20 protein-coding genes and 1 riboswitch are annotated in these 25,280 nt (G+C 29.2%); of the genes, 18 read left to right on the plus strand and 2 right to left on the minus strand.

Going from position 1 to position 25,280, the window contains the following annotated elements; all coding sequences use genetic code 11:
* Window positions 1-125: 125 nt before the first annotated feature.
* From lacZ to ACYUEX_RS14735, 12 genes are all read left to right on the plus strand, one after another.
* Entirely contained in the window at window positions 126-4,898 is a 4,773-nt protein-coding gene (gene lacZ / locus ACYUEX_RS14680; protein ID WP_460288861.1) for a beta-galactosidase, LacZ type, read from the plus strand.
* Between the two features lie 197 nt (window positions 4,899-5,095).
* Window positions 5,096-5,302, plus strand: coding sequence for a hypothetical protein (locus ACYUEX_RS14685; protein WP_460288862.1), 207 nt, complete (start codon window positions 5,096-5,098; stop codon window positions 5,300-5,302).
* Window positions 5,303-5,666: 364 nt separating this feature from the next.
* Window positions 5,667-6,593, plus strand: coding sequence for a C39 family peptidase (locus ACYUEX_RS14690; protein WP_460288863.1), 927 nt, complete (start codon window positions 5,667-5,669; stop codon window positions 6,591-6,593).
* Window positions 6,594-6,849: 256 nt separating this feature from the next.
* A complete protein-coding gene (locus ACYUEX_RS14695; RefSeq protein ID WP_460288864.1) occupies window positions 6,850-7,491 on the plus strand; it encodes a 4Fe-4S binding protein in 642 nt (213 codons plus the stop codon).
* 376 nt (window positions 7,492-7,867) lie between these two features.
* Window positions 7,868-8,917, plus strand: a complete 1,050-nt coding sequence (locus ACYUEX_RS14700) for a tyrosine-protein phosphatase (RefSeq protein WP_460288865.1) — start codon at window positions 7,868-7,870, stop codon at window positions 8,915-8,917.
* 230 nt (window positions 8,918-9,147) lie between these two features.
* On the plus strand, window positions 9,148-10,200 hold the full coding sequence (locus ACYUEX_RS14705) for a lipocalin-like domain-containing protein (RefSeq protein ID WP_460288866.1): 1,053 nt from the start codon (window positions 9,148-9,150) through the stop codon (window positions 10,198-10,200).
* A 174-nt stretch (window positions 10,201-10,374) separates the two neighbouring features.
* Entirely contained in the window at window positions 10,375-10,779 is a 405-nt protein-coding gene (locus ACYUEX_RS14710; protein ID WP_460288955.1) for an arsenate reductase/protein-tyrosine-phosphatase family protein, read from the plus strand.
* Between the two features lie 264 nt (window positions 10,780-11,043).
* The gene (locus tag ACYUEX_RS14715; protein ID WP_460288867.1) at window positions 11,044-11,862 is read left to right on the plus strand and encodes a MerR family transcriptional regulator; all 819 of its coding nucleotides are present in this window, start codon (window positions 11,044-11,046) and stop codon (window positions 11,860-11,862) included.
* A 67-nt stretch (window positions 11,863-11,929) separates the two neighbouring features.
* Window positions 11,930-13,234 (plus strand): MATE family efflux transporter, encoded by a 1,305-nt coding sequence (locus ACYUEX_RS14720; protein ID WP_460288956.1) that lies wholly within the window; start codon window positions 11,930-11,932, stop codon window positions 13,232-13,234.
* A gap of 599 nt (window positions 13,235-13,833) precedes the next feature.
* The gene (locus ACYUEX_RS14725) at window positions 13,834-14,478 is read left to right on the plus strand and encodes an ABC transporter ATP-binding protein (RefSeq protein WP_460288868.1); all 645 of its coding nucleotides are present in this window, start codon (window positions 13,834-13,836) and stop codon (window positions 14,476-14,478) included.
* Window positions 14,466-15,236 (plus strand): ABC transporter permease, encoded by a 771-nt coding sequence (locus ACYUEX_RS14730; RefSeq protein WP_460288869.1) that lies wholly within the window; start codon window positions 14,466-14,468, stop codon window positions 15,234-15,236. The genes ACYUEX_RS14725 and ACYUEX_RS14730 overlap by 13 nt, the downstream gene beginning before the upstream one ends.
* Before the next feature lie 338 nt (window positions 15,237-15,574).
* Complete coding sequence (locus ACYUEX_RS14735; RefSeq protein WP_460288870.1) at window positions 15,575-17,050, plus strand: protein adenylyltransferase SelO; 1,476 nt, start codon at window positions 15,575-15,577, stop codon at window positions 17,048-17,050.
* 163 nt (window positions 17,051-17,213) lie between these two features.
* Here ACYUEX_RS14735 and ACYUEX_RS14740 read toward each other — a convergent pair whose 3' ends face one another.
* Both ACYUEX_RS14740 and ACYUEX_RS14745 read right to left on the minus strand, forming a co-directional pair.
* Window positions 17,214-17,873: a FusB/FusC family EF-G-binding protein gene (locus ACYUEX_RS14740; protein ID WP_460288871.1), complete on the minus strand. Its 660-nt coding sequence runs from the start codon at window positions 17,871-17,873 to the stop codon at window positions 17,214-17,216.
* A 281-nt stretch (window positions 17,874-18,154) separates the two neighbouring features.
* On the minus strand, window positions 18,155-18,433 hold the full coding sequence (locus ACYUEX_RS14745) for a CD3324 family protein (RefSeq protein ID WP_460288872.1): 279 nt from the start codon (window positions 18,431-18,433) through the stop codon (window positions 18,155-18,157).
* A 355-nt stretch (window positions 18,434-18,788) separates the two neighbouring features.
* A riboswitch (FMN riboswitch) is annotated at window positions 18,789-18,903 on the plus strand.
* A gap of 430 nt (window positions 18,904-19,333) precedes the next feature.
* Here ACYUEX_RS14745 and ribD point away from each other — a divergent pair.
* The 6 genes from ribD (at window position 19,334) to ACYUEX_RS14775 (ending at window position 25,226) form a co-directional block, all read left to right on the plus strand.
* Window positions 19,334-20,428, plus strand: coding sequence for a bifunctional diaminohydroxyphosphoribosylaminopyrimidine deaminase/5-amino-6-(5-phosphoribosylamino)uracil reductase RibD (ribD, locus tag ACYUEX_RS14750; RefSeq protein WP_460288957.1), 1,095 nt, complete (start codon window positions 19,334-19,336; stop codon window positions 20,426-20,428).
* A 1-nt stretch (window position 20,429) separates the two neighbouring features.
* The gene (locus ACYUEX_RS14755; protein WP_460288873.1) at window positions 20,430-21,086 is read left to right on the plus strand and encodes a riboflavin synthase; all 657 of its coding nucleotides are present in this window, start codon (window positions 20,430-20,432) and stop codon (window positions 21,084-21,086) included.
* Window positions 21,087-21,102: 16 nt separating this feature from the next.
* Window positions 21,103-22,308 (plus strand): bifunctional 3,4-dihydroxy-2-butanone-4-phosphate synthase/GTP cyclohydrolase II, encoded by a 1,206-nt coding sequence (locus tag ACYUEX_RS14760; RefSeq protein ID WP_460288874.1) that lies wholly within the window; start codon window positions 21,103-21,105, stop codon window positions 22,306-22,308.
* Window positions 22,309-22,352: 44 nt separating this feature from the next.
* Window positions 22,353-22,814, plus strand: coding sequence for a 6,7-dimethyl-8-ribityllumazine synthase (ribH, locus tag ACYUEX_RS14765; protein WP_460288875.1), 462 nt, complete (start codon window positions 22,353-22,355; stop codon window positions 22,812-22,814).
* A gap of 4 nt (window positions 22,815-22,818) precedes the next feature.
* Entirely contained in the window at window positions 22,819-23,481 is a 663-nt protein-coding gene (locus ACYUEX_RS14770) for an HAD family hydrolase (protein ID WP_460288876.1), read from the plus strand.
* Window positions 23,482-23,696: 215 nt separating this feature from the next.
* Window positions 23,697-25,226 (plus strand): hypothetical protein, encoded by a 1,530-nt coding sequence (locus ACYUEX_RS14775; protein WP_460288877.1) that lies wholly within the window; start codon window positions 23,697-23,699, stop codon window positions 25,224-25,226.
* Window positions 25,227-25,280: the final 54 nt, after the last annotated feature.

A 25,280-nucleotide genomic window follows, 5' to 3' on the forward strand; every position in this document is an offset into this window, starting at 1 on the left:
TACCATAATATTGAAAATAATATAAAAATTTCTATGGAAAACATTTACACAATATAAAATAAGTGTTAATATATTGTTAGTAAAATAAAGTAAAATAAAGTAAAATAAATTTTGGAGGGAGTATTATGTTAAGCAAAAAGACATTAGCTAAAGTGTTAGCAGTTACATTATGTACTGGTATCCTATTAAATAATGTGGATCCAAGTATCTTAGCAGATGTTATGGATCAAACAAGTAATGGGACGGAGTTCTGGGCAAGCAATCCTGAAAAATTTGAAGATAATAGGGAGAGAGCCCATGCCACTATTATGCCCTATGACACAATTGAAGAAGCGTTAAACAATCCTAATTACTCAGATTATTCAAATTCAACTAATTATCAAACTTTAAATGGAGATTGGAAATTTAATATAGTGGACAAGCCGTCACAAGATATAAAAGATTTCTATAAGACTGATTATGATACTAGTAAATGGAATACTCTAGCTGTACCATCAAGCTGGCAACTACATGGCTATGATCAACCAAGATATAATGACACAGCTTACCCTTGGGAATATCAAGCGACAAATCCAAATCCACCAGATGTGCCAACAGATTATAATCCAATAGGATACTATAAGAGAACGTTTACTATACCGAAGGGATGGAATGATAGGGAAGTATTCGTTTCATTCCAGGGAGTAGAATCAGCTTATTATTTATATATAAACGGAGAATATGTAGGATATAGTGAAGATACCTTTACAGGACATGACTTCAATATAGCTAAATACCTAAAAGAAGGGGAAAATGAAATTGCAGTTAAGGTTCATAGATGGAGTGATGGTAGCTGGCTAGAGTCACAAGATATGATTAAGTTAAGTGGAATATTCAGGGATGTATTCCTATATTCTACACCAAAAGTACATCTTAGGGACTATACATTAGTTACTGATTTAGATGAACAATATGTAAATTCACAATTAAATGTAAAAGTAAACGTTTCAAATTATGGTATAGAGAAAGATGGAAAATACAAAGTAAGAGGACTAATTTACAATGAAAATAAAGATGTAATTAAAGATCTATCACAAGAAATAAGCATAACTGCATCAAATAATGAGGATACCATTGCTGAACTTAATACAATAGTTGAAAACCCAAAGAAATGGACAGCAGAAACACCAAATTTATATACAATTGTTATTGCTCTTGAAGATGAAAAGGGAAATGTAATAGAAACAATAAGTAATAAATTTGGATTTAGAGAAATAGAAATATCAGATAGTCAGGTTAAAATAAATGGAAAACCAATATCTTTTAAGGGAGTAAATAGACACGAATTCCTTCCAGATTCAGCTAGAACTTTAACAGAAGAAAGCATGATTAAAGATATAGAGCTTATGAAGCAAAACAACATAAACTCTGTAAGATCATCTCACTATCCAAACGATCCAAGATGGTATGATCTATGTAATGAATATGGATTATATGTAATGGATGAAGCAAACTTAGAAACTCATGGAAGATTAGATGAAATTCCACAAAGTAGACCAGAATGGAAAGAGGCAGTTATAGATAGACAAAGATCTATGTTAGAAAGATCAAAAAATGAAACATCTATAATAATGTGGTCATTAGGTAACGAATCAAGTGGAGGAAAAAACTTCGAACATGCAGCTAATTGGATAAGAGAAAAGGATCCTACAAGACCTATACACTATGAGCCATATAGAGATGTAGCAGATGTGTACGGAAGAATGTATAGAACAATAGAGGAAATGGAGTCTTATGGACAAGATAAGGATAACAAAAAGCCATATATTCAATGTGAATATGCTCATGCTATGGGAAATAGTGTAGGTAATCTACAAAAGTATTGGGATGTATTTGATAAATATGATAATATGCAAGGTGGTTACATCTGGGACTGGGTTGAGCAATCAATAAAAATGACAGATCAAAATACAGGAGAAGAGTATTTTAGCTATGGTGGAGATTGGGGAGATGAAGACTTTACAGATGGAAACTTCTGTGCAAATGGATTAGTCTCAGCAGATAGAACAGTACAGCCTGAGATTCAAGAAGTTAAAAAAGTATACCAAGAAATAAAAATAAAGGATGTAGACGTTGTAAATGGTAAAATTAATATTAAAAATGAATTCTTATTTACAAATACAGAGAAATATCAAGGAAATTGGGAATTAAGAGCAGATGATAAAGTTATACAACAAGGAAATTTTGATATATCTGTAGATCCATTATCAAGCAAAGAGATGACAATTCCATTTACGACTCCAGAAATAATACCAGGAACAGAATATTGGTTAAATATAAGCTTTACTCTAAAGGGAGATGAGTCTTGGGCAAGTGCAGGACATACGATTGCAAAACAACAATTTAAGCTTCCATTTAATAATCCATTAGAAAAAGCTTTAGATATAACATCAATGTCATCAGTTAATGTAAAAGAAAATAGTGATGCTGTAGCAATAGAAGGTAGCGAATTTGATGTTAAAATAAATAAAAATACAGGAGCATTAGAGTCATATAAATTTAATGATAATGGTAAAAAAGTAGAATTAATAAAAGACCCTTTAGTACCAAATTACTGGAGAGCTCCAAATGATAATGATAGAGGAAACGGAGCAGAAGAGAGATTAGCAACATGGAAAGAAGCAGGTAAAAATTCAACAGTTAAAAATATTAATATTGTGAAAATTGATGATAAGGCTGCTAAAATAGAACTAGAATTAACTGTTCCAACAGAAGTAGAATCAACATTAAAATTAGATTATACAGTCTATGGAAATGGTGAAGTAGTAGTAAGTAATACATTAAAAGCAGGTGAAGGATTATCAGAAATACCTGAAATAGGTATGATGCTTCAACTACCATCAGAATTTGAAAATGTAACTTGGTATGGAAGAGGACCAGAGGAAAACTATATAGACAGAAATACAGGTTATGATGTTGGTGTATACAATAAAAAGGTAGATGAGTTATTTATACCATATATCGAACCATCCGAAACAGGAAATAGAACAGATGTAAGATGGGTAACTTTAACAAACAATGATGGTGTTGGATTAATGGCATCAGGTTTACCAATAATAGAATTTAATGCATTAGAATATACACCAGAGGAGCTTTCTTCAGGAAAACGTCATCCACATGAGCTTCAAAAGACAGGAAATGTAGTATTAAGACTTAACTACAAACAAATGGGTGTAGGTGGAGACAATAGCTGGGGAGCAACTCCACATCCAGAATTTATGATGGAAAGTGGAAAAATGTATAATTACACATTTAAGATAAATGGTGTAAGTAAAGAAGATTCCCCAATGGAAATAAGCAAAGTAAATTCAAGCTTACAAAAGAATTTAGTTAATGGTATTAAAGTGAATGGAGTAAATATAGCAAACTTCAATGAAAATATTACAGAATATGATATAGAGTATTTAGAAGGTTCGTTAGATACTCCTCCAGTAATAGAAGTTGAAACAGCTAATGATAATGTAATAGTAGAAGTTAGCGATGTGGAAACAATATCTGGTATAGCTACAGTTAAGGTAACTTATAAAGATGAATTATTAGGGAAAATATTCAATAAGACTTATAAGTTAAACTTCAAAACTAATAATATAGTTTATGCATCAGATGTAGAATGGGAAAGTGCAACAGCAGGAATGTATGAAGTTAAAAAAGACCAAACAGTAGTTGGAAATCCATTAAGAGTAAAGGTTGATAATAATATAACTATATTTGATAAAGGAATTGGAACAAATTCGGATTCAAAAATAGTTTATAACTTAGAAGGAAAGGATTATGATAAGTTTGAATCATATGTTGGTCTAGATAGAGGTGTATCAGGATATGGTCCATCAATAGTAGCTAGAGTAGAAGCTGATGGAGTAGAAGTATTCAATAGTGGAAGAATTTATAGTACTTGGAATGCTTCTAAAGTGCAAGTAGATTTAAAAGGCGTTAAAGAGCTAGCACTATATATTGATTCTTATGAGGGAAATATCAAGTATGATCATGGTGCATGGGCAGATGCTAAATTCATAAAAAATGCTAAGAGTACAGACACATCACTTTCAGAAATAAAAGTAAAAGGAGAAGCAATAAAAGACTTTGATCCAAATAACTATCAATATAATGTAGTTTTACCAGCAGGTACAACAGAAGTTCCGGAAGTAACAGTAACAAAAGCAAATGAAAATGCTAAAGTATTTGTTACAAATGCAGATAAGCTTCCAGGAGAAACAATAATAAAAGTTTTATCAGAGTCAAGTACAATGAATACCTATAAAATAAACTTTACAATAGACGAAAAAACAACAGTATCAAAGGAGGATTTAAATAAATTAGTAGAAAAGATTGAAGCTTTAAATGAAAATGAGTATATTCCATCAACTTGGAAGAAGTTACAAAAGGAGCTAACAAAGTCTAAAAAGGTATTAGCCGATTCAAGTGCTACACAAAAAGATGTTAATAAGGCTCATGATGATTTAAATAAAGCTTACTCAGAGTTAATATTAAAGCCAAGCAAAAATAAATTAGATGATTTAATAAAGAAGGCTGAAGCTCTTGACTCATCACAATATACAAAGAAAAGCTGGAAGGCTTTAGAAAAAGCGTTAGCATCAGCTAAAAAGACTTTTGATAATGAAGAATCTACTAAAAAGGAAGTAAAAGATGCAGAAGATTGGTTAGAGGTTGCTATAGAAAAGCTTGAATTAAAAGATAATGGTAGTGGTACTGATACTGATACTGGAAATGGTACTAATACTGGGAATGGGAAAGGTCATGGTAAGTTACCTAATACAGGAGGCACACCAGCAGCTGCTATAGGATTAATTGGAATAATTACAACTGCTACAGGGTTCTATATAAATAGAAAAAGAAAGTAAAAGCTAAAATAGTAAAGATAATTATAAAATGTAAGAGAGTATTGATTAAGAGTCTGTACTCTCTTATTTTTATATAACAAAATCAGTGATGGTTTATGGATCAGAGCAAAAAGATAAAAAAATAAAGGGAAATTAGTAATGTGAAATATTTTAGGTTTTATTGAAGCATACTAAAATTATAAAGGAGAATGATAGATATGAAAGTGAAGATAGTATGTGAAAGAGATTATGAAATAAAGGAGTTAGAGTTGCCTATGAATGAAGAAGCATTATTGAAGATTCAAGGTAGTGTACTTGATAGAGATACATTAGGGTATATAACAGGAGCAGATATAAAATATTATGATGGTCAGGGAAATGAAATAGAAAATGTATTTCTTCTCAATAAGCAGCTACAAAAGTAGAAGTAAGGATTATAGTTTCTATTGGTATAAAAAAATTATAGAAAGTGATGGAAAAATATTATAAGTATTTTAAGGGATTAGGAAGCACTAGATTAGTAGTGCTTCCTTTTTTATAAAATAGATAGTATTTAGTAAATATTTAAATTCTTTATTATTTTAAATGATTTTTGAGTTAAAGATTAAATGAATTCATTATAAAATTTACAATTTTGAAACAACTAATATAAATTTTTGATAAAAAATTAGTATAAATTTATTGTATAATGAGTTGAGATATAAAATATTTGATAAAAATAAAAAAAAGAGGTAAAATTAAAAAATTAGAGAAGCAGCAATAAAACATAGTCGGACAAGGAGATATATTATGCCATCAAAAAGAAGTGCAAAATCAATTAAAAGGCGAAGAAGAAAAGTTAGAAAGCTTAGATTTACAATATTTATTGTAACAGTAGCATTAATAGGATATATAGGTTATAAAACTAGTGAAAAAATATTTAGTTCAATGATTAAAAATAAAGAGGTACAAAAGGTAGAAACGGTACAAAAAGTTGAAGAAAATAATTTAAGTAAAATACCAGAAGAAGTAAAAAACTCAAAGGATCCGGTAATACAAAGCTTATTAAAAAAAGCAAATAAATATCCTGAAATTAATAAGATATTAAATAATGTAGATGCATATCCAAAAGAACTTTTAGAGTTGGCAGCAAAAAAGGATGAAGAGATAGGGTTTGTAGCAAATTACCCTAATTATGATGCATCAAAAAATAAAGATATATCTGTAAAAAATGATTATAAAAAAGGACAAATTCCACTTTTTATACAATGGGATGAAAGATGGGGATATGATAAGTATGGTTCAGAGTTTATAGCAATTAATGGGTGTGGACCTACAGCTCTATCAATGGTAGTAGTAGGGCTTACAGGTAATACAAATATAAATCCAAAGGTTGTAGCAGATTTTAGTGAAAAGAATGGGTATTTAGCAGAGGGAGTAGGTTCAACTTGGAGCCTTATGACTGAGGGAGCCAAAAATTTTGGGGTAATGGGTAAAGAGTTATCACTAAATAAGGAAGTTATAATAAACACTTTGAAAAAAGGACAACCTATAATAGCAAGTATGGGACCTGGAACATTTACTACTACTGGACATTTTATAGTATTAACTGGAGTTGATAGTAATAATAAGATAATAGTAAATGATCCTGATAGCAAAATAAAAAGTAAACAAACATGGGATATAGATATATTTATGAATGAAGCTACAAACTTATGGGCTTTTAAAGCTATATAAATTTATTAACCGTACTGATACAAAAGCATACAAGAAAATTATGTCTGAGAATATATAATTAAAGAAATCAAATTCTAAAAATACAGAGGCTACTAAAATTATAGCCCGGCTTTTAGTTTTAAAGTAAAGTATTTTGATTTTAATTTAATTAACTTAAATCAGATTAAGATTTCTATAAATGTGATAAAGTTACATATAAAATTAAGGTTTGTATATATAATAATCAAGTAATCACATTTGTAGGGGGAATTTACTAGTGAAAAATTTATACAAAAAGTACAGTTATTTAATATTTCTATTTTTTGTCATAGAATCGTTATTTGATATGAGGCTTGCAATTGTGGCAATTATTTGTATGTTGGCACCAATAATACTAGCATTAGCTGGAAAGGGGAGATATTGGTGTGGAAACTATTGTCCAAGAGGAAATTTTTATGACAATGTGCTATCTAAAATTACACCTAAGAAAAAGGTTCCAAAGTTTTTTAAAAGTACAGGCTTTAGAATATTTATGATATTCTTTATTATGGCTAACTTTGGACTTGGACTATATAAAAACTGGGGAAATCTATATGGAATAGGATTTGTTTTTTATAGAATAATCGTAATAACTACTATTGTTGGAATTGTATTAGGATTATTTACTAACTCAAGAGTTTGGTGCAATTTTTGTCCAATGGGTTCTTTATCTTACTTTATAGCAAAATTTAAAGGAAGAAAGGTAAACCTATCAGTAGATAAAAGTTGCATAGAATGTGGACTTTGTACAAAAGCTTGCCCTATGGGTATCTCACCAAAAGAATATAAAAATGATACGGTAAAGAATTCAGATTGTATATTCTGTGAAAAATGTTTATATAAATGCCCTAAGAAATCAATTGAAATTTTAAAAAAATAATTTAATTAATAAGGAATCCGTATAAATGCTCCTTATACTTTTAAGTAAATTGAAGTGTAAGGAGTGTTTTTTATGGAGTATATAATTAAAACAGAAAATTTAAGTAAATATTATAAAGGACAAGGAGCGAACAAGGAAATATCTATATCAGTACAAGAAAATTAAATATATGGATTGTTAGGCCTAAATAGATCTGTAAAATCACTATTACTTAAAATGCTAACTGGTATGATAAAGCCAACGTCAGGTAAGGTTTTTTATTTATTAGAGTTTATTATATGAATTTAAGAGGCTAAAGCACTAATCTTGAAGATTGGTGCTTTTTCTGTGATATAATAAAATTTAATAAGTAAACTACAAAAAGGAGAGAATGAGTGTGGATTTTTTTAAGCTAGAAAAAGATAAAAAATATTTTAAAGATGTAACGATTACAAGGAGTGATAATAACAAAATAAATATTAATTGGAAGTCAGAAAAAGAACTTAAGCAGGTTAAAATTTACTGGAATAAAACTCCTGATGTAAATGGAATTGAAGAATATATTACAACTGTAGAAGGAAAAAATACAGCTATTTTTGATGATCCAGATACTACAAGAAGAAATTATTTTATTTTAAAAGTTGAGGGATATGTTTCAGAAATAGTTACGGAAGTATTAATACCATTTAAGGGTACTAGTAACTTTCGTGATATAGGAGGATATAAAACAAGGGATGGTAGAAGGGTTAAATGGAATATTTTTTATCGTTCTGATGAATTAGCTGGGTTAACAGAAGAAGATATAGAATATCTAAAAAGTTTAGGTATAAAAACAATTTTGGATTATCGTTCAAAGGGTGAAGTTAATGCAAAACCAGATCCATTAATCGAAGGAATTGGAAATATAAATATTTCTGGAATAAAATCTTTTGATAATAGTGATGTTAATTTTGATATGTTTTCTTTAATGAAGGAAAGTAAAAGCTTAAAAGCATTAGGTAATCTAGAGGATCTTCTTAAAAAGTGTTATCTAGAGATGGTATTTGATAACAAAGCCTTTAAAAAGCTTATGGAGTGTATTGAATGTCCAGATAAGATGCCAATAGTTCAGCATTGTACAGCTGGTAAAGATAGGACAGGTATAGGTTCTGCATTAGTATTACTAGCATTAGGAGTACCAGAGGAAACTGTTATAGAAGACTATTTATTAACTAATGTATATCGCTCAAGTATGAATGAAGCATTATTTAAATCTCTTGGCAATTTGTTAACTGATGAAGATAGCAAAGAAATTTTCAAAGTCTTTATGGAGGTAAGAAAAGAATATATAGAAAGTGCTTTAAATGCAATTAAAGAAAGATATGGCTCCATAGATGAATATTTAGAAAAAGAATATGGCTTTAATAAAGAAAAGAGAGCTAGATTACAGCAAAATTATTTGTGGTAGTTTTAGGCGTGTTATCTAATAAATTAGAATTAGGTAGGGTGAACCGTACCATAAGTAACGTATACTTTCTTCTAAAGCATTGATATGATAAGTGTTAATGAAATTTGGGTTTTGTAAAATTAAAACACATAAATGTCAACCATATTGAAAAATAAAGTAATAGTGTTTTTTTAAAATGATATAATATTAAGTGGGGATATTTTAATAATTAATATTGGGAGGAGATATTTATGAATAAGTTACTTGAGGTAGGAATGTCTAAAGAATGGTTTGAAAAAGAAGGGCTAAAGGAAGAACCTGCCATCTGGGAGGATGGAATTAGGATTGATACTAGTTCAGGTAAGTTTGAATGGTGGTATTTTGATGCCCACTTAGATGATGGGACAACTGTTGTAGCTATATTTTTTACAAAGTCATATGCAAATATAAAGGTACCATTAACACCACTTGTAAAGCTTAGCATAACAACACCGGAGGGAAAAACTTACTTAAAATTAATAGAATTTCCTAAAGAGGACTTTTCAGCATCAGATAAGCAATGTGATGTCAAGGTAGCTAATAATTGGGTTAAAGGAGACTTGAAAACTTATAATTTACATGTGGATTTTGAGGATATATCTGCAGATTTACAATTTAATCGTGTTGTTCCTTCTTGGAGACCTGGAATAGGAAAGGCCTTTTTTGGAGAAGAAAAGAAGGATTTTTTTGCTTGGTTTGTACCAATACCATATGGAACAGTAAATGGTAAAATTAAATTTGAAGGAAAGGAACGTGAAGTAGCAGGAAGAGGATATCATGATCATAACTGGGGTAATACACCACTAACTAAGATAATTAACCATTGGTATTGGGGAAGATTAGATATAGGAGATTACAAAGCAATATTTTTTGAAATGGTAGCTGATAAAAAATATGGATCTGAAAGAGTTAATTTATTTATGTTTGCAAAGGGAGATAAAATTTTAACAGGTGATGGAAGTAAACTTACTTTAGAAAAAAGTAACTATATTACCCATCCAGGTGGTAAACAATATCCTAAGGAATTGAATTTTAATTGGGAAGATGAGAAGGATAATATAAAAATTAGTATATCTAATCCTGAGCTAATAGAGGATAGAAGTTTATTAAGTGGGTTGCCATTTTTGAAAAGAAAAATTGCAGGGATGATAGTTAATCCATATTATTTTAGGTTTAATGGTAAAACAGAAATTAATATAAATTATAAGGATATAAATGAGACAATAAAAGACAAATCATTATATGAAATAATGATGTTAAAATAAAATATTTAAATAATGAATTTGAAAATTTTTACTAAATTTGGCTTATGGTATGATTCTAATATAGATTTAATATAATCTATAAAAACTTGACAATAAACTTTTAATTGTCAAGTTTTTTTGAGTCCATAAGAAGATAAATTATTACAAATAATTAAATAGAAGGAGATATTAATGATGAAAAAGAAGGTAGCATTTGTATGTGTTCATAATTCATGTAGATCACAAATGGCAGAAGCATTAGGTAAATTATATGGAAGTGAGGTTTTTGAAAGTTATTCAGCAGGAACTGAAACTAAACCTCAAATTAATCAAGATGCAGTAAGAATAATAAAAGATTTATATAAAGTATATATGAATGAAACTCAAAAATCTAAATTGCTTACTGATATACCAAAGGCAAATATTGTTATAAAAATGGGATGTAATGTTGTATGTCCTGTTTTACCAGCTAATCATATTGAAGATTGGGGATTAGAAGATCCTACTGGTAAGTCTGATGAAGAATTTATTAAAGTTGCAAAAATTATAGAAGAAAAAGTGAAAGATTTAGCAAGAAGAATTAAAGATAATGAAATATAGGAGGAGCCATGTGAGAAGAAAATATATGTTATAATCAATATTATATTGGTAAAATTGTACACAGAAGTATCTTTTTATATAATAGGGATGTTGTAAGTGACTCTTGAATTTGAAAATATATGTACAGAATATATTACTGTTTCAGTATTGGCTAATCAAAATTGCAATGTTTAGGCAATGCACAGAGAAATGCAAACGGAAATATATAATAGGTTTTATATGTAAGTTATAATTAATATGGCTACCATTAAAGAGAGGTTTATTATGGAGAAATATTTTTCAATAGGAGAGATATCTAAACTATCTAACTTGTCTGTTCAAACATTAAGACATTATGATAAATTAGGGATTTTAAAACCAAGTTTAGTTAAGGATAATGGATACAGATACTATTCTTTAGAACAATTTTATAAATTAGATTTTATAATATTTTATAGAAAATTAGGATTATCTCTTTCAGAAATAAAAGAAATTATATCAAACAAAGTTAATATAGAAGACTCACTTGGACTCTTACAAAATCAAGAATATGAAATAGATAGACAGATTAAGGAGTTGCAAAAGCAAAGAAACTTAATTCAAAAGAAAAGCCAATACATAAAGTCTATGCTTACGAAATCTTTAGGAGCAGCATTTCTAAATAAAAAACCTAAAAAGAAGATTGCTAAGATAAATGTGGTGAATAAAGATTTAGAAGATGCAGAAATAAATTTTAGAAAAGCCTTAAATACACTTCCTAAGCTAAATGACCTTTTGACTTTAGAAGTTCTATATGAAATAAACTATGAAGAGTTTAACAAAAAAAGAGAGGCAAAATATAATATTTATTTTAATATTACGGATAACGATATAGAAGAAGATGAAAATATTAAGATTTGTGAACTTAAAGAAGGATTATATGCATCTATCCTTTATATTGACTATTATAGTAACCACAAAAAATATGTAAAACAACTTTTTAAATTTATTGAGGATGAAAATTTAAGAGTTGAAGGGACTTTGTATGAAAGCTATATAGCTTCAGAGTTTTGTGATGATAAAGAGAAATGTTTTATGGAATTATTTATAAAGGTTGCAAAGTAAAAATTTTCTTGACTCTATAATAGTTGTAGAGTATATAATTCTTCTCTGTAAGGAGGGGATTGTATTGATGAGAAAATTTTTTAACTATGTAATTCCAGCTGTAATTGGAATGTTAGTTACGTCATTATACATTGTTGTAGATGGAATGTTTGTTGGTAAAGGGGTTGGAAGTAATGCACTAGCAGCAGTAAATATAGCATTCCCACCAAACCTGATAGCTACAGCATTAGGGCTAATAATTTCTGTTGGTGGATCAACATTAGTTGCGATGAACTTAGGAGCTGGTAAAAAACAGGAGGCTATAAATAAATTTAATGAATCTATTTTATTCTTAATTATAGTGGCAATCCTAATATTTATAGTAGGTGTATTTTTTTCAAAACCTATAGCCTATGTCTTGGGAGCACCGGAGTCTCTAATAGAGGATGTGTATAATTATATAAGGTTTTGTTTCATATTTTCTGTACCTTTAGTTTTAAGCCAGGGGTTAAACTGTTTTTTAAGAAATGATGGCGCACCAAGGCTTGCTATGTTTGCAATGATAGCAGGAGCATTAACTAACATATTGCTAGATTATATATTTATTTTTATATTTAAGTGGGGCGTTATAGGAGCTGCTATTGCTACAGGGTTAGGTGAGCTTGTAAGCATGGCCATAGCAATTGTGTACTTTCTAAGTGGAAAAGGAGTCCTCCGCTTTAAAAGATGCAAAATATCCTTTAAAGCAATTAAGGATATAACAATAATAGGATTTCCAGCATTCTTAACAGAGTGTACCATAGCAGTTGTAACAATGGCTTTTAATATGGTAATTTTAAAGAGAATTGGGGAAAATGGTGCTGCAACCTATAGCATAATAAACTATATATTAACAGTTATAAATATGATAATTATAGGTATATCCCAAGGGATGCAACCGCTATTAAGCTTTTATCACGGGGCTGGAGAAGAGGAAAAAGTTAAATATTATTATTCATTAGCTATAAAAAGTGCGCTTGTAGCAGCCTTTGTTAATTATTTTATTTTTCTCATATTTGGAAAATGGATAATATCATTTTTTACTACCAATATCGATTTGATAGAAACAACATATAATGCAATTAAAATATTTAGCCTAGGAACTTTCTTTGCTGGTATTAATATAGTTAAAGCAGCTTATTTTCAAAGTATCGAAATGTGCAAAATTTCAACTACTATATGCGTATTTAGAGGATTTCTGGCTACTCAAATTTCTTTACTAATATTGCCAAGAATAATAGGAGATAACGGCATATGGCTTAGTAATTTAGGCGGAGAATTATTAGTGTTCTTAGTAGTAATGGCTGGCCATATGAATTATAAGAGGGATTTTAATTCAGTGATTAATAAATAATATTATTCTGTGAGGAATTTACAATAATGAAAGCTAACATTATTTATGGGGAACCGTACCATAAATAAATTAGGTTTTATTTTAAAGTATTGAGTCAATATGATTTTTATCATATTGACTCATTTTTATTAGGAGGAGCAAAATGAGCTATTTAAAAAATATCAATGGGAACTAGTTCCTGAAAATTTATCAATAGTAAAAAGAAATTGTCCTAAATGTAATAAAAAGCACATTATATAATAGTGAAAAATTTAGAGTAAATGCAAATAAAAATAAAGCTAAAGTTATTTTAGAAGATTTAAATTATAAATTAATCCAAAAGAAATTAGAAGCATATTATATAAATAAAATGAACCAGTTATTGAAATTCTTTATAATTATTCAATAGAAATGCAAAGATATATGAAGGTTATTTAGAAGGATTGTCTACACAATGTCTTTCAGAGAGATATTATTTGTCACCCTATAGTCAATGAGCGGATTTAACTTCAAAGAGATATTCTAATAATGAATTAGAAAGTTAATTTTATAGATGTATCGAAATATCTGGCATGCTAGGTGTGATATTATCTTTAATATAGATAAAGGAAGTGGATATAATGAATGAACCATTATTTCAAGCGAGTAATCTTATTTACAAGTCTAATTTAACTTATGATAATGTGAGAATTGAAAAAGGTAAAATTAATTTTATTGTTGGTGAGAGCGGGAGTGGTAAAAGTACTTTTTTAAAACTGTTGAACAATTCCATAAGCCCAATATCAGGAGAGTTGCTGTATAATGGCAAAGCAATTGAGGAATATGACCCCATTGTTTTAAGGCGCAATGTAAGCTTGGTTTCACAGGAACCATTTCTTTTTGATGAGAGCATTTCAGATAATTTTAAAACCTTTTATTCACTAAGGCACGAACCTATTCCTACCATGGATTATGTACGTTACATTACCGAACTTTGCTTAGTAGATGTTCCTTTAGAGCAAAATGCAACTACCCTTTCTGGCGGTGAACGTCTAAGAGTTTATATATCTATTTTTTTATCATTATGCCCAAAGGTTATATTATTAGACGAACCAACTTCAGCCTTAGATGAAAAGAATAGCTATAGAGTAATGGAGAATATAACAAACTTTTGTAAAGAAAAGAATATTGATATGGTAATAGTAAGCCACGATAAAAATATTGTTGATAATTTTTGTGAAAATAAAATTGAAATAGTTAAGGGGGACAAACTGTGGAAGGAGTAGCTAAACTTGGTATTTTTCAGTTTTCACTTATTTATTTACTGCTAATTATAGTGTTACTTATAATGAAAAAATCAAAAATTAATCAAACAAAACTTCTTTTAATTGCAAGTTTAAGAATGTCAGTTCAACTTGTGATTGTAGGTTATATACTTCAATATATGTTTAGTAATTCAAAACCTATATTTACTGTAATTTTTCTAGTAGGCATGATTACATTTTCTATTAATAGAGTAATTAGAAGCAGAAAAGACTTAAACAATTATTTTAAACTTGCAATAGGAATTTCTTTAACATTTGCAGGGCTTTTTATTCTATTTTTCTTTGTTGGTATTGTAGTGAAAAAATCTATATTTGATCCTCAATATACCATACCTTTAGCAGGTATGATAATTGGTAATGCCATGACTGGAATAAACATTGGGATAAAAACTTTCATGGATTCCATAAACAAAGAAAAAAGCAAAATTAACACCTTACTTAATTTAGGTGTGGAACCTAAAGATATTTTAAAGCCTTTTGCTAACAATGCTTTAGAAACTGCATTAATTCCTACATTAAATTCCATGGTTGGAATGGGGATAATCTTTTTACCTGGAATGATGACTGGACAAATATTATCTGGTACAGTACCTACTACAGCTATTATGTACCAAATAGCTATTATGATTGCAATCTGTACCTCTGTTTGCCTAACTGTCTTTCTATCTTTAAATTTAGGATATAAGTCTTTATATAATAATAGAAAACAATTTCTATAAAATTAAAAAAAGATTATGGAGAAAACAATAAAATTTTTCCATAATCTTTTTTATAATAATAAAACTTGGGTAAATAAATGGTAAACATGTTATAATAATATTTATTTAATAATAATTATTTTTAATAATATGTTATGGTTATAGTTACTTTAATTTAAAAATGGACCTAGATGCTTATATATATTAAGCAATTATGATTTAAACTACAAAGAGATTTTACTTTAAATATATCTAGTATAATAAGTTCCTATAAGTAGAAACTAAAAGTGGGACGTTATTATAGAATTGGATATTTAAAAAGACTATATATAAAAACTAAAATAAGAAAAGGAGATATTATGACAGAAGAAAAGAAAATAATAGGAACAGGTTTTAAATTAGATAATAGTTATGCTGGTCTTCCGGAAATATTTTTTACTGAACAGAATCCAAGTCATGTGCCATCACCAAAATTGGTTGCACTTAATTATTCTTTAATAACATCATTAGGACTAGATTCAAAGTTTCTACAAAGCAATGAAGGATTAGAGATATTTGCTGGGAATAAGATTCCAGAAGGTTCCGTGCCACTTGCTCAAGCCTATGCAGGACATCAATTTGGACATTTTACTATGTTAGGTGATGGTAGAGCTGTGTTAATAGGAGAACATATAACTCCTAATGGTGAGAGAGTTGACATTCAACTTAAAGGTTCGGGTAGAACTCCATATTCAAGAGGCGGAGACGGTAAAGCTGCATTAGGACCAATGCTAAGAGAATATATTATAAGTGAAGCAATGAATGCTTTTGGAATTCCTACAACTCGTAGTTTGGCTGTTGTTACAACCGGTGAACCAATAATACGTGAAAGCTATTTACCTGGTGCAATACTGACTCGTGTGGCCTCAAGTCATATACGTGTAGGAACATTTCAATTTGCTTCAAGATTTGGAAATGTTCATGAGCTTAAAGAATTAGCTGACTATACTATAAATAGACATTTTCCAAATGTAGATGATAAAGAAAATAAATATCTTTCTTTACTACAAGAAGTAATAAAAAGACAGGCTGAGCTTATAGCAAAATGGCAACTTGTTGGTTTTATACATGGGGTCATGAATACTGATAACATGGCAATTAGTGGAGAAACTATTGATTACGGTCCTTGTGCCTTTATGGATGCATATGATCCTGCAACTGTATTTAGCTCTATTGATACTCAAGGTCGATATGCTTATGAAAACCAACCTAAACTGGCTGCGTGGAATCTTGCAAGATTTGCTGAAACACTAATACCACTTCTTCATACTAATCAAGATGAAGCTGTGGAATTAGCACAAAATGCAGTTTCAGATTTTGATGAGATATATAAAGCAAATTGGCTTTCTGGAATGAGAGCTAAGCTTGGGATATTTAACGAAGAATTAGAAGATGAAGCATTAATAAGAGACCTTTTAATAATTATGTATCAGCATAGTGAAGACTATACAAATACATTCCGTGAATTAACAATTGATAATATAGAAGATACTAAAATGTTTAAAACAGAAGAATTTAAAAAATGGTATAAAATATGGCAAGAAAGACTAACAAGACAACCTGAGTCAAAAGATGCATCAAAACAACTTATGCAAAGTTCTAATCCAGTAGTAATTCCACGTAATCATAGAGTAGAAGAGGCATTAGAAGCGGCAGTGACGAATGGTGACTATAGCGTAATGGATAAACTTCTAGAGGCTCTTTCATCACCATATGATTACTCTAAAGATTATGAATACTATTCTACATTGCCTGAACCATCAAAACGTCCATACAGAACATTTTGTGGAACTTAATTTTTATTATACAACTTTGAGTATAATCTAATGTGACAACAGTTTAGCTAAAGTCAATTTAATAATGAAATAATTGGATAGTAGGTAGAGTTAATTTTACACAAGTTTACCTACTGTCCATGATTTTTCAATTGTGAGTAATAGCTAAAGATAGATTCTACTGTTATTTTATATTGTTAACATCCTTTAAAATTTTTTCAAGCTTTTCCACTGATACAATTCTCTCATTACACTTTGCACTATCTAAACATATATCAAAGCCTATTGCCTTATAGTTACCTTCCTTAGAATTAGCTGTTTTACAGATAGCTGAAACAAAGGCTACTTCATTTTTTTCGCCTACATGATTACAAAGTGTACATATATGAGCATTATTGGAACTATAATTTGGAATTCTACATGCCATACCTATGAGTTTACCATTCATATTGTAAACTACAAATAATTTTCTAATAGATTCATCAATCCAACCTAAATACACATTCTTTGAATCTTGTGCATTTGAGGTTGGTAATTTAAATTTCTTTTCCTTTTTAAACAATTTATTGATTTGCTCATTTGTAATGTTTATCATTCCATATACATATTCATTCAAATCAGATAAATACTTATCAATTTGCAAGTGGTCATTTATTCTAGTAATATCAAGTATTTCTTTTTCTTCTTTAGATAAACTTGTAAAAATACGCAATATTTTTTCCTGTATATATGCTTTAGTTGCTTCAATAATATTAACATCTATACAACCTCTAAAAGCATTATTTAAATCATTTAAACATTTTTTTATATAATTATATTCATGTTTTTTTATAAAAGCATTCATAAAATCTAACACCTCTTTTCTAATATATGTTGTTTTATTATTTATGTAAGCAGCCTTACTTACAGTTTTGTTTTACAATCAGCAAACTAAAAAAGATGATTATTATTACTCCAATTGAAAGTAAAAATAATCATCCTGATTTAAAACATACTACATACTTATAATCACTTTACTTTTGAACCTTGTTTAAATTAGAAATGATAATTCTCATTGGATTGCCATGATGAAATCATATCATAGCTTAAAATAAGCATTCAATCTAACAAATAATTCTGTAATGATTATGAGCATAAAAGTTTTTCTTGACTTATTATTCTTCTTATACTTTTTTCTGATAGATAATACTCTTTAGTTAGTTCATTAATAGTAGTCCCAGCAATGTACTTTTTATAAATTTCATTATTTCTCACTTTAAGGCTACTTTTTATACCACTCTTTTCTCCCCAGGCCTTATGATTATCATTTTTCCTTGGTACATAAAGATATTCTCCATCTACATATTCTTGTATTATTTTGACAATTTCCTCTGGTAACACATCTTGTGCTTTTATATATTTCATTTCCTTACTCCTCAACTCTTATAATAGTATTAAAGCAAAGAATACTAGAAAGTTATGTGTTACAGAGCCTAAAACATGTTCGCACTTCAGCTAATTTAACAGCTTAGGCTCCAAACAAAGCATAGCTGACTTTGTTGTAGTCTTTGCAAGGAGCAAGCTGATTTAGAGCTGAATGTACCAATGACCTCCATAAAAACACCTCCAATACGTCACGCATATTATAGCATAATTAACATTTAATTGAATATATGGATTGAAAATGTTTTTGTTCTAAATGAAAATATATTGAAAAAGTTATTAAATTAATATATTGACAAATAATAATCAAGGATATAGAATTAAGGTGTAAAATTTAATAGATCTTCAGGGCAGGGTGAAATTCCCTACCGGCGGTAAAGCCCGCGAGCCTTATGGCATGATTCGGTGAAATTCCGAGGCCGACAGTAAAGTCTGGATGGAAGAAGATAGAAATATAAAGGTATAGAAATCTAAGAATAGCTATATCCATTTGTGTATTATGCTCTGAAATATTATATATTTCAGAGCTTTTTTAATATTTAGAAAATGTTATTATATAAGGATTTTAGCAATTCAATTTGGAAAAGTAGATTTATTTTATACTTTCTTTACCTTCAGTTTGTACGTGGATATATGTAAGTTTGCGTTAACTTGGAGTGTAGAGACGGAATAAGTAAACTTACATATGTCCTATTTTTTAGGTTACTATATTTAATTACATAACTATATCTATTTAAGTTATTGATTAATTAATAGATTTAATTAGTGATTTTTTATGTAGTTTATTATAGAAAAGCCCTGAGTCAAAAACTCAGGGCTTTTGTTTTTATATATGATTAAGATTTATTAAATTCAAATTATTATGATTGTGAGATGATGATATTGAATGAAAAGTATATGAGAATGGCTATTGAATTAGCAAAAAAAGGAGTAGGAAAAGTTAACCCTAATCCAATGGTTGGTGCGGTTATAGTAAAGGATGAAAAAGTAATAGGTGAAGGATACCATGAAGAGTATGGGAAGGCCCATGCTGAGGTTAATGCCTTTAGTAGTTTAATAGAAGAATCAAAAGGTGCTACTCTTTATGTAACTTTAGAACCATGCTCACATTATGGTAAAACTCCACCTTGTGTAGATAAAATAATTGAAAATAAAATCGCTAAGGTAGTTGTTGGAGCTTTTGATCCAAATCCTTTAGTTGCAGGGAGAGGAATTAAAAAGCTAAAGGATGCAGGTATAGATGTTGTAACATCAGTTTTAGAGGAAGAATGTAAAAAAGTTAATGAAGTTTTTATGAAATATATCGTTGAAAAAAAGCCTTTTGTAGTTTTAAAAACTGCCATGACTTTAGATGGAAAAATATCTACTCCATCAGGTGAATCAAAATGGATTACAAATGAGGAATCAAGGAAAGAAGTTCATAAATTAAGGAATAAGCTATCGGCCATTATGGTAGGCGTTAATACAGTTATTAAAGATAATCCTGAGTTAACTTGTAGGTTAGAAGGTGGAAGAAACCCAATAAGAATAATTGTAGATAGTAAACTTAGAATTCCTATGGAATCAAAGGTAGTGATTGATAAATTAGCTCGGACCATTGTTGCAACAACAGAATTAGCTAATAAAGATAGGGTATTGGACTTAAAAAAGCTAGGTGTAGAAGTAATAATAATTAAAGCTAAAAATGAAAGGGTAGATTTACAAAGTTTAATGGTGGAACTAGGTAAATTAAATATAGATAGCATTCTTTTAGAAGGAGGATCAACATTAAGCTTTTCAGCATTAGAAGATAAAATAGTAGATAAAATACAAGCTTATATAGCACCTAAGATTATAGGTGGAGAAAAGTCAAAAACTCCTGTAGGAGGAAAAGGAATAGAGAAATTAAGTAATGCAATAATGCTAGAAAATATGAAAGTTATATCTGTTGGGAGAGATTTGCTAATTGAAGGTTATCTGAAGGGGGCTGAAAGATAGGATGTTTACGGGAATTGTTGAAGAAATTGGAGTAATTCAAGGAATTAAAAATAATGAAAAATCTTCAAAGATTGCAATTAAGGCAAATAAGGTCTTAGATAAGACAATATTAGGAGACAGTATATGCACAAATGGAGTTTGTCTTACTATAACAAACATAAGTGGAAATACATTTGAAGCTGATGTTATGGCTGAAACTCTTAGAAGAAGTAATCTTGGACAGCTTTCAATAGGAAGTAAGGTGAATTTAGAAAGAGCTTTAAGTTTAGAAACTAGACTTGGAGGTCATATAGTAAGCGGCCATATAGATGGAACAGGAGAGATTATTTCTTTAGTTAAAGAAGATAATGCAACATGGGTAAGTATAAAAGCATCCTCAGAAATTTTGAAATACGTTGTTGAAAAAGGATCCATTGCAATAGATGGAATAAGCTTAACAGTTGCTTATGTTGATAATGAGATGTTTAAAGTATCTATAATACCTCATACAGGAGAGGAAACTATTTTATTAAAGAAAAAGCCAGGAGAAACAGTAAATCTTGAGTGTGATGTTATAGGGAAGTATGTTGAAAAACTTTTAGGTTTAACAGTTAAAAATGAAGCAATGAAAAAAGAATCAATCAGTGAAAACTTTCTTAGAGAAAATGGATTTCTATAAAATTGGAGGAGAGAAGATGTTTAAGTTTAATACAATTGAAGAAGCTATAGAAGATATAAGAGAAGGTAAAATAATAGTTGTAATAGATGACCCTGATAGAGAAAATGAGGGAGATTTATTAATGGCAGCAGATATGGTTACAGGTGAAGCTATAAACTTTATGGCTAAATATGGGAGAGGCCTTATATGTATGCCTGTAGAAGGCAAAAGAATGAAAGAGTTAAATATTAATCCAATGGTTACTAATAATACAGATAATCATGGAACCGCCTTTACAGTAGCTATTGATCACATTGATACAACAACAGGAATATCAGCCTTTGAAAGAGCTTTAACTATTAAAAAAGTTTTAGAAGATAGCAAGCCAGAGGAGTTTAGAAGACCAGGACATGTATTTCCATTAATAGCTAAAGATGGCGGAGTATTAGAGAGAATTGGTCATACTGAAGCCGCTGTAGATTTAGCTAAGCTTGCAGGATTAAAGTCAGCAGGAGTTATATGTGAAATTATGAATGAGGATGGAACTATGGCAAGAACACCAGAACTTATGGAATTTGCTAATATTCATAACTTAAAGATTATAACTATAGCAGATTTAGTTGAGTATAGAAAAAAAGAAGAAGCAAAGGAAACCTCAGTTGAGAGAATTGTTGAGATAAAAATGCCAACGATATATGGGGATTTTAAAATGTTTGGATTTATAAATAAATTAAATGGAGAGCATCATGTTGCATTAGTTAAAGGAGAAATAAATGAAGATACACCAATCTTAGTAAGAATTCACTCAGAATGTTTAACTGGAGATGCATTAGGATCTAAAAGATGTGATTGTGGAGAGCAATATGATGCAGCTATGAAGAGAATTGCTGAAGAAGGTTCTGGAATATTACTTTATATGAGACAAGAAGGTAGAGGAATAGGCCTTATAAATAAGATGAGAGCTTATGCTCTTCAAGATCAAGGCTATGATACAGTAGAAGCTAATGTTATGCTTGGCTTTCCAGCAGATATGAGAAGCTACGATGTGGCAGCAGCAATATTAAAAGATTTAGGGGTTACAAAGTTAAGACTTATGACAAATAATCCAAGAAAAATAAATGGTTTATCAGAGTGTGGAATAGAAGTTGTAGATAGAGTTCCAATTCAGATGAATCATAATGAAAAAAATGAGTTCTATTTAAAAACTAAAAAAGAAAAATTAAATCATATGTTAAATTATTAAAATTAAAATAAATAATAAATTAGAATATTAGGAGGAAAAAAGAAATGAAGATAATAGAAGGAAATTTAGTAGCACAAGGACTTAATGTTGGTATAGTAGTGGGAAGATTTAATGAATTTATAGTTTCAAAGTTATTAGGTGGAGCATTAGATGGATTAAAGAGACATGGAGTAGAGGAAAATAATATAGACGTTGCTTGGGTACCAGGTGCATTTGAACTTCCTCTAGTAGCTAAGAAGATGGCTCAAAATAAAAAGTATGATGCTATAATATGCTTAGGAGCAGTAATAAAGGGCTCAACTCCTCATTTTGATTATGTATGCGCTGAAGCTTCAAAAGGAATTGCAACAGTTTCCGTGCAAACTGAAAAGCCAGTAATATTTGGAGTCTTAACAACAGATACAATTGAGCAAGCTATTGAAAGAGCTGGAACTAAGGCAGGAAACAAAGGCTATGATGCAGCAGTAACAGCAATAGAAATGGCAAATCTTTTAAAGAACTTCTAATATTATGAATAGAGTTAAAAATATTATATTTGATTATGATGGAACATTACACAATAGTATAAAAATCTATGGCCCAGCATTTAGAAAAGCTTATAAGCAATTAGTGGAAGAAGGTTATGCTGAAGAGAGAACCTGGCAGGACTATGAGATAAGCAAGTGGTTAGGATATAGCGCAAAGGATATGTGGAATAGTTTTATGCCAAACCTTCCAGAGAAAGAAAAGCAAAAATGTAGTTCTATAATAGGTTCAGCTATGGTTCAATATTTAGAAGAAGGTAAGGCAGAACTGTATGATGGTGCTATAGAGGTACTTAAAAGTTTAAAAGATAGTGAATTTAATTTAATATTTTTAAGTAATTGTAAAATTCAATATATGAACAAGCATATGAAAATATTTAAGTTAGAAGACTATTTTACAGACTTTTATTGTACTGAACAGTTTGACTTTGCACCAAAACATAAAATATTTAATTTTATAAAAGAAAAGTATGTTGGAGACTTTGTAGTTGTTGGAGATAGATTTGTTGATATTGAAATTGCAAAAATTCACAGTTTATATTCAGTAGGATGTGAGTATGGATTCGGTAATAAAGATGAACTTAAGGAAGCTAGCTTAATAGCAAAAAATATTAAAGATATTAAAGAATTAATAATGAGCATTAGCTAATTTAAAATATATTATAGAGGTAGTAGATTTAAATTTATATGATCTACTACCTCTTTTTTGAGTTTATAGTAAAGTAGCATATAATATACACTGATAATTGGAAATGAATCAAGTAAGGGCCTGTTTTTTTATCTTTATGCTAATAAATTTTGGGTAAATAAATGGTAAATATGTTACAATTAACATATTAAATATTTCTTCGGAGGGAATGTATTATGACTAAAGTTTCTTTGTTTTTTGGAGCTGGTGCTGAATGTTCATATGGATTACCATCAGGTGGAAAGTTTGCACTTGATATTTTTAGAATGAATACTAGTGATGATAAGATTATTTTAAAAGAACAATTAAATAACGTTGATAAACAATCAAATTATGCAAGATGGTTACCAGAAGGATTTGATAATAAAAAATTAACTGCTTTTACTAAGACACAATATGAATCAATAGTAAAAGGTAGTTTAGAAAACAAAAGAAACAATATATTAGATTACTTAAATAATTTTGATGAGAAGGTTGGTCTTATATCACAAAGATTATATGATAATGGAACTGATATAGATAAAGTATTTTTAGAAATAACAGGTTTAGAATTAGGCTCCTATAATTACTCTCATATAATAAAGTTAAATCCATTACTAGGAGGAGATAACTCACTTTTTGGAAGTAACTATTTTTCTGGATTTTTAAAATTATTAGAATTGGAGAACGTAAGCTATCAATTTAAGTTAAGCATAAGAAATATAACAAGAGCAATACTTGAATTATTAATAGGATCATTAGGTGAAGATTTAATACATAGATTAAATGATGGAATTTTTTATGATAGTCCAGAAAGCATAGATTTATTTGATGATCTTGGAGCAATCTTTACATTAGATTATACAAATACAGGTATGAAGGGGTTAGAGCTATTAATAGAAAATGAAGATTTAGATATACAAGAAAATTATAGTAATGAAGAGAAAATAACTAGATTTGGATTACAAATATTAGAGGATATATATTCAAGAGCATTAGATTATCAAACATTAATTGATTCTAACTGGAGATATATTTATAGTCCTAAAACTGATTGGGGAAAATTTAATAAAATAGTTATATTTTTATATACAGTAAAAAGGTATATCGAATCAATAGCAAAAAGCAATACAGAAAAGATAAAAGAAGGTAATGGATATTATCATGATGTTTTATATCTAAAAGAATTTGCAGATATAAATGCAATAGGGACAACAAACTATAACTCATTCATAGAAGATATAATAAAAGAAGAAGTTTACTACTTAAATGGATCTATAAATGATTACTATGATCCATATTTAAATAAAATAATATCATTTGATGAAAATAAAGATAAAAAACATATAATAGTCCCCTTCTTATTTACTCAAAGTGGTATAAAGCCATTGACATCAGTTAAGATGTCTAAAAGATATGTAGATATGTTTAATAAATTTAAAGAATCAGATATTATTTGTGTATGCGGATTTGCCTTTAACTGCGATGATGGACATATTAATGGCTTATTTAGAGAATTAATTGAAGATTACAATAAAACTATATGTATCATTCACTACGTAGATGGAGGCTGCTTTAACTTAAGAAAATCAATAAATGAATATAAAGAAAAATTAAGACTAGACAATACATCAAACTTAAGAATTATAGCAGTAGATAGAAATAGAAATGAAATTTGTAGTGATGAGAAGTGGTTTGAGGCTTTAATTAATAGAGATGGGATTTAGAATAATGTATATAGAAGCTTATCATAGGTAAGTGAGGTTCTGCTATATAGGCAG

This window comes from Clostridium sp. CTA-7 (assembly GCF_054768095.1).